Origin of the sequence: Neisseria sp. HMSC31F04, from assembly GCF_001807735.1 — a bacterium.
GTDB classification, from domain to species: domain Bacteria; phylum Pseudomonadota; class Gammaproteobacteria; order Burkholderiales; family Neisseriaceae; genus Neisseria; species Neisseria elongata.
In genome coordinates this window covers 71,330-77,968 of the sequence record NZ_KV790806.1, presented here as the reverse complement: position 1 = coordinate 77,968, position 6,639 = coordinate 71,330, and the positions used below count along the sequence as shown (strand labels likewise).

At 56.1% G+C, this 6,639-nt stretch carries 5 protein-coding genes; 1 reads left to right on the top strand and 4 read right to left on the bottom strand.

The annotated features are described in order from the left end of the window. Positions 1–127: 127 nt before the first annotated feature. From HMPREF3107_RS06695 to HMPREF3107_RS06680, 4 genes are all read right to left on the bottom strand, one after another. Positions 128–862 carry an epoxyqueuosine reductase QueH gene (locus HMPREF3107_RS06695; RefSeq protein WP_070454447.1) on the bottom strand — a complete coding sequence of 245 codons (735 nt, stop codon included), beginning with the start codon at positions 860–862 and terminating at the stop codon, positions 128–130. 73 nt (positions 863–935) lie between these two features. Continuing rightward, entirely contained in the window at positions 936–1,697 is a 762-nt protein-coding gene (pssA, locus tag HMPREF3107_RS06690) for a CDP-diacylglycerol--serine O-phosphatidyltransferase (RefSeq protein WP_070454516.1), read from the bottom strand. Positions 1,698–1,821: 124 nt separating this feature from the next. Next, entirely contained in the window at positions 1,822–2,232 is a 411-nt protein-coding gene (locus tag HMPREF3107_RS06685) for a nuclear transport factor 2 family protein (RefSeq protein WP_003771504.1), read from the bottom strand. A gap of 72 nt (positions 2,233–2,304) precedes the next feature. Further along, the gene (locus tag HMPREF3107_RS06680) at positions 2,305–2,775 is read right to left on the bottom strand and encodes a ProQ/FINO family protein (RefSeq protein WP_070454445.1); all 471 of its coding nucleotides are present in this window, start codon (positions 2,773–2,775) and stop codon (positions 2,305–2,307) included. Between the two features lie 320 nt (positions 2,776–3,095). Between HMPREF3107_RS06680 and HMPREF3107_RS06675 the strand changes: the two genes are divergently transcribed. After that, on the top strand, positions 3,096–6,542 hold the full coding sequence (locus HMPREF3107_RS06675) for a TonB-dependent receptor domain-containing protein (RefSeq protein WP_070454443.1): 3,447 nt from the start codon (positions 3,096–3,098) through the stop codon (positions 6,540–6,542). Positions 6,543–6,639: the final 97 nt, after the last annotated feature.

The following is a 6,639-nucleotide window of genomic DNA, read 5'->3' as shown; positions in this document are numbered from 1 at the left end:
TTGTCCTGATTTAAATTTAATCCACTATACCTGTGCCGTCATCGGGGCAGATACAGGCGCAAATAAAAGGCCGCCTGAAAACGCTAAACGCTGTGTGCGCTTTCAGACGGCCTTTTATTTATCCGGCTTATTCGTCCGTTTTGATTTTTGCGGGTTGTCCGTTTTCGTATTGCGTCGATTCGTCGCCGTAATACAGCACGCCGAGTTTGATGGGGATGCGGCCTTGCGATTTGCGGTGGGCGTTGGAGTCGCGCAGGGAGTAGGCGCAGCCGCAGTATTCTTGTTGGTAGAAGTGTTCGCGTTTGCTGATTTCAATCATGCGCGCGCTGCCGCCGCCTTTGCGCCAGTTGAAATCCCAGTAAACCAAATCGTCATAAGGCTCGGCGGCGCGGTGGCCGCAGCCGTTGATTTGCTTCATGTCTTTCCAGCGGGAAATGCCCAGAGAGCTGGTGAAGACGGGGAAGCCGTTTTCGTGGGCGTATTGGGCGGCTTTTTCGAAACGCATGTCGAAACACATGGTGCAGCGGATGCCGCGTTCGGGTTCGAATTCCATGCCTTTGGCTTTGGCGAACCATTCTTTGCGGTCGTTTTCGTAGTCGTCGTCTTTGTCGATGAAGGGGATGCCGAATTTGTCGGCAAAGCGCATGTTTTCTTCTTTGCGCAACATGTATTCTTTGAGCGGGTGGATGTTAGGATTGTAGAAGTAGATAGTGTAGTCGATGCCGCTGGCGAGCATGGCTTCCATCACTTCTCCGCTGCACGGGGCGCAGCAGGAATGCAGCAGGACTTTTTTATGGCCGCCGGGTGGGACGAGGACGGGACGGTCGATGTCGGTAACGATGGGGGTGTCGGATGTGTTCATGTCAAATTATCGTTTTTCGTTGTAAGTTGTAATCGGATGAAGGGAGGCCGTCTGAAAAGACGGCCGAAACGGTTTATCGGGATGCGGTAGGAGGTGCAGCCTGTTTGCGCTGCCGTTTTTTCCAAAACCGCCAGCCGTACATCACATAGCCGGACAGGCTGTAGCCGAGGAAGAATAAGAACAGGATAAGCGCGGGTTTCAAGGCCAATATCAACAGGCCGAGCATGACTAAAATCATCACGAAAAACGGCACTTTCCGATGGACGTTGATTTCCTTGAAGCTCCAAAACGGAATCTGAACCACCATGGAAAGCCCGGCAAACAGGGTGATGAACAATGCCCACCATTTCTCACCGGCAAAATTTTCCACGCTGTGGTTTACCCAAATCAAGCCGACAATCAAGGCGGCCGCCGTCGGGCTGGGTACGCCGACAAACCAACGTTTGTCAGCTTTGCCGGTTCCGATCAAAGTATTGAACAGGGCCAGGCGCAGGGCGGCGCAGGCGCAATAGATAAAGGCGACGGTATAGCCGATTTTGCCGAAGTGGAAAAGCTGCCATTTGTAGGCAATCAGTGCGGGGGCGACGCCGAAGCTGACCATGTCCGCCAAACTGTCGAGCTGTTCGCCGAACGCGCTTTGGCTGTTCGTCCAGCGTGCAACACGGCCGTCCATGCCGTCAAGCAGCATCGAAATGAAAACGGCGATGGCGGCGGTTTCGTAGTAACCGTGCATGGCCTGGGTGATGGCGTAAAAGGCGGAAAACAGGGCGGCGATGGTAAAGGAATTGGGCAGCACATAGATGCTGTTCTGCCGCAGGCTGCGGCGGATTTCCATGCCGCTGCGGGATGGTTCTGTAGCCATAATGAAAAGCCGTCGGTTGTTGGAGAACGGGGTGATTATACCCGATTTGCCCGAAACGGGCGTTTCAGACGGCCTTTACGGACGGCCGATTTATTGCTTATGCTTTGCCGGATGCCGAACGTATCAGCATTTGCGTTCCGAACCAGCCCCAATAAATCCGATGATGCCGGATTTTTCCCTGCCCGATCCGCATCACTTCGAGAATATCGACCTGATTGCCGTCGGGCGTTTGGCGCGGATATTCCCAAATCAGTGTATCCCCTGAAATAAAACGGCTGCCGTCGCGATACCAGCGTACCAATTCATTCGGCCGCCGCCGCGTGCCTTCCTGCAAAAAACGCAGGATTTCGGCTTTCCCATTCAGAATCCCGCTCTCAATATTTAAGATAACAGGGACAAGCGGGCTTTCCAGCACGGCATCGTCCGCATACAGCCCGATTAACGCTTCGGTATCGCGGTTTTTTGCGTATTCGTGCCAATCGCGGTAAATCCGTTCGAAATCGTTCATAATGCACTCCAAGGTTTCACATAAGAAAAAGGCCGTCTGAAAACCCGGTTTGACTTTCAGACGGCCTGCCGTTTATTCGGCTGAAGTTTCGGGAGCCGCTTCCTGCACGGCGGCCCCAACGGCTTCGGCAGACTGCGTTTCACCGCCCTCTTCCTTTGCCGCTTCCGCTTCGGCACGGCGTGCCGCCTGTTTTTCCAACATTTCTTTCACCATCGGATTTTGCGCGGCAACAGCCTGCTCTTCCGGCGTTACTTCGCCTTTAAAGCGGTTGTTCAAATCAAAACGTTTGCCACCGCGGGCCAGTGCCTTCAAATAGCGCGGACGGCGGCAGTGATTGGCCAGCACGCGCATAATCAGGGCGGAATCGTATTGCGGCATGGCCGCGATTAAATCCTGGTCGATGCCCAATGCCAAAGGCTTAAAGCGTTTGAAAACATCAAATTTGCCGTAGATATAGTCGGCAATCATATCGGTTTGCTTCTTTTTGCTCATGGTTTGCACTGCGGTTTTCAGTGCCGCACCCAAGGCGGTTTCTTTTGTCATGCTTCGTTATTCCTGAGTAAATGAGAAGGGGAAATCGGCGTGTATTGTAACGTAAACCGCGGTTTGGGTTAAGCTGTTGTTGGCCGCGCTCCGCCATTGATACATCTTTTGAAACAATCGTGCTTAGGTTATATGCCGTTTGAACATTAAGCAAAATATAAAATAACAAAGATACATCTGAAACAAAATAAAATTTCGCAATATTTTTAGTTTTCGGCACCTTTTTCCATCATTATTTTAATGATTGATGCGCGCTATCATTTGTATTAACATCGCAACCTTCACATCCTATTACGAAGGATTACAGAAAGGTTGCAGAAATGTCCGAAAACAAATCCAAATTCCCCTCACGGCCGAAAATCCTCGCCGTCAGCCTCGCAGGCATCCTCATTGCCCTGCCCGCCTATGCCGCCGACAACCCGCCCGCCGAAGTAACCGAAAGCAGCAACATCGAAGCACTCACCGTTACCGGCAAACGCAGTGCCGACCAAAAAGGCGCGGACGACGTGTATTACAAAAACGTCTCCAACGCCTATGTCGGCAAGGAATACCTCGAACGCTACCGGATTAACGCCGCCGGCGACGTGCTCAAAGGCTTAAACGGCGTGTACAACATGAACACCCGCACCGCCGGCGGCGCGATTACGCCCAATATCCGCGGCATCGCGGGCAAGGGCCGCATCCCGGTTACCGTGGACGGCACGGAGCAAACCATCGACGTGTGGATGAACAACTACGGCGTGGTAGACCGCAATTATCTAGACCCCGCCCTGTTCCGCAGCATCGCGGTGGAGAAAAGCCCCGCCCTCACACGCGGCGTGAAATCCGGCGTGGGCGGCGCGGTCATCATCCGCACCATCGAAGCCGCCGACATCGTGCCCGAAGGGCGCAAATGGGGCTTTCAGGTAGCCACCGAGCAATCCAACAACGCCGTCAAGCCCCAATACGACTTTACCCGCTGGCTCGGCTGGGACGACTACCGCACCCTGCCCATCGGCGCCACCGCCGACGGCGACAATGTACTTGGCGGCGTAGGCACCAACACCCCGCAAACCCTGATATTCGACCAAGGCAGCTTTGAAGACCCGCGCCGCAAAAACAACCGTTTCGGCGGCGACCGCTATTGGCAGGGTGCAGCCGCCTTCAAAACCGATATTGCCGACGGCTTGGCCGCCTACAGCTACCGCAGCAAAGGCAACTATTATGCCGGCAAGGCCGGTGCCGGCGGCTATCGCAACAACCCGATTTACGCCTACAGCCGCTGCTACGAAACCGGCGGTACCGATGAAGAATGCCTGAGCACCGCCACGCTGGTGCCCAACATGGCCAAAATGTTCCCCGAAGGGCGCGAGGTCTACAACACCAACACCGAAACCAAAACCCTGCTGCTGAAAAACAACTGGCACTTGCCCGGCAGCCACAAGCTCGGCTGGCAATATATGCGCAGCGACATCCGTTTCGGCGAAATCAACCCCTTCCAAACCGCCTACGAAATGACGTTTGTCGAGAACAACCCCAGCTACAGCCAGCTGATGCGCCAAAACCAAAACATCGACTCCAAAGTCCGCACCGACACCTACAAACTCGGCTGGAGCTGGAAGCCGGAAGGCAGCCGCTGGCTCGATTTGGAAAGCAGCTTCTGGCAGATTAAAACCGACACCACCCGCTACCAGAGCGGCGGCGCCGCCCTGGTAGCCGCCAACCGCGACCAGCTATTCGACAAATGGTATTGGTGCACCCACCGCGGCCGCCCGGACCGGCTGGATGCCGCATCCGGCTTAAGCTGCGACGATCTGAACGGCCCTGCCGCCCCCTTCTTCGGCACGCTTCCCGGCTTCCTTTCCAAAACCCGCGAAGAAATCCTCGCCATCAACCCCAACGACGGCCGCAAATTCGCCGTGTTGAGCAATGCCGAGCAGAAAACCCGCATCACCCGCACCGGCTTCGACCTCAGCAACCGCTTCCGCCTGCACCCGCGCCTGAACATGACCCTTTCCGCCGACTACCAGCGCGAACGGCTGAGCGAAGAGAGCAGGATCACCAATTCCGAAGACCTGCTCAACCTGCGCGGCCTGCTCACCGGCATGACCTACCTGGCCGGCCCGCGCGGCGGCAAACGGCGCGAATGGGGCACCAACCTGGTGTTCGACTGGCAGGCCACCGACCGCCTGAAAATTTCCGCCGGCATCCGCTACCACAATTTCAGCGCGCGGGATACCGCGCTGGCCGCAGGCCGCGCCCGCCGCGACCCGCTCTATCAGGCCGGCGGGGAAGGCACCAACAGCTATTACGACGGCCTCTACGCTCCCTATTGGCAGTTGGCGGGCGAAGAAGAAGCCGCCAGCTGGGACAGGGTGCAAGCGGCGCGGCAGGCATATTCGGCTGCGGCTTTGGCCGGCGATCCGGATGAAGACGATAAACGTCGGATTTACTATGATTTGGAAAATGCACATTTGGAGCGTTTCGATTATCCGTTTTACAGCGGGACTCCTTACCGCCGCACAAATGTTGCAGAGTATGCGGATGAGCAGGGGAATGTGGGGTACTACGGCATCAACGCCGTCCTATACCGGGTGGTGCCGGTTTTTGTCCCATTCCGCAACGGCAAGCTCGACAGCCGCGCCTTCGACGCCGCCTACGGCAAAATCGATTTTTCCGAACAGGTGCAGGACCCGCAGGGGCGGCACGGCCGCTTCAACCGCTATCTGTTTAAAATAGGCAATACCTTTGGGCTAGGCCCGTGCACCAACCTGCATCGGGGCTGCACCCCCGAGAGGGGCACGCGCATTACCGATTTGGCTTCGGATAAACACCCGGAGGACATCGGCGGGCCGGAGCCGGGGAAAATCCGGCGGAACTACACCGAAGAGCAGCGCTGGGCGCAGCCCGAAACCATCAAGGCTCATGCCTGGGCGCCCACTATCGCCGTCAGCTACGACCTGACCGACAACCAGCGCCTGTTCGCCCGCTATGCCCAGGCCACCCGCTTCCCCAGCATCTACGAAGTCGGCTCCATTTATAGCGACATCAACCACATCTCCACCCCCACCGCCCCGCGCTTCGAGCTGAGGCCGGAAAAAAGCCGCAGCTTCGAAGTCGGCTACAGCTTCGATTTCTCCCCCTATTGGAGCAAACTGCGCACCGGCAATATCCGCCTCACCTACTACCGCAACAGCATCAAAAACCTGATCGAAACCACCGACTACTTCCGCATCACCCAATACGACCGCAAAAACACCGCCGGGCTCGAGCTGCAAACCCGTTTCGACGCCGGCTCCGTTTTTGCCTCTCTCGGCGGCTCCTACCGTCTCAAGCAGGAAATCTGCGACCGCGACACCACAGTCGATTTCGACCCCTTCGGCAACATGGGGCTGCCCGGCTGCATCGAGGGCGGTTACGGTTCCACGCGCGGCTTTCAGGCGTTTCAGCCCAAATATTCGCTCAATTTCGACCTCGGCACCCGCCTGTTGGGCGAACGGCTGGAGCTCGGCCTGCGCGGCATCTACCACAGCCGGCTCGACAACCGCCAATACAACGAACTGATACGCAAAGGGCTCTCACTCGTGGTGCAAAGCAGCGGCGCACGCTACCACTGGCGGCCGTCGCTGATTATTGATGCCTACGGCAACTATGCGGTAAACCGCAATTTCGACGTTAAATTCTCCGTGGGCAACCTCACCAACCGCTACTATCTCGACCCGATGAGCAACGTGCCCACCCCCGGACCAGGCCGCACCGTAACCCTCGGCATCAAGGCTAAGTTTTAAAATATTTATCAATGATTTAAATATATAATATAGTTATTTTGATATTGCGAATTGTTCTTGATATTTCCCTTATGCCAGTATTACAATACGCCCGGCT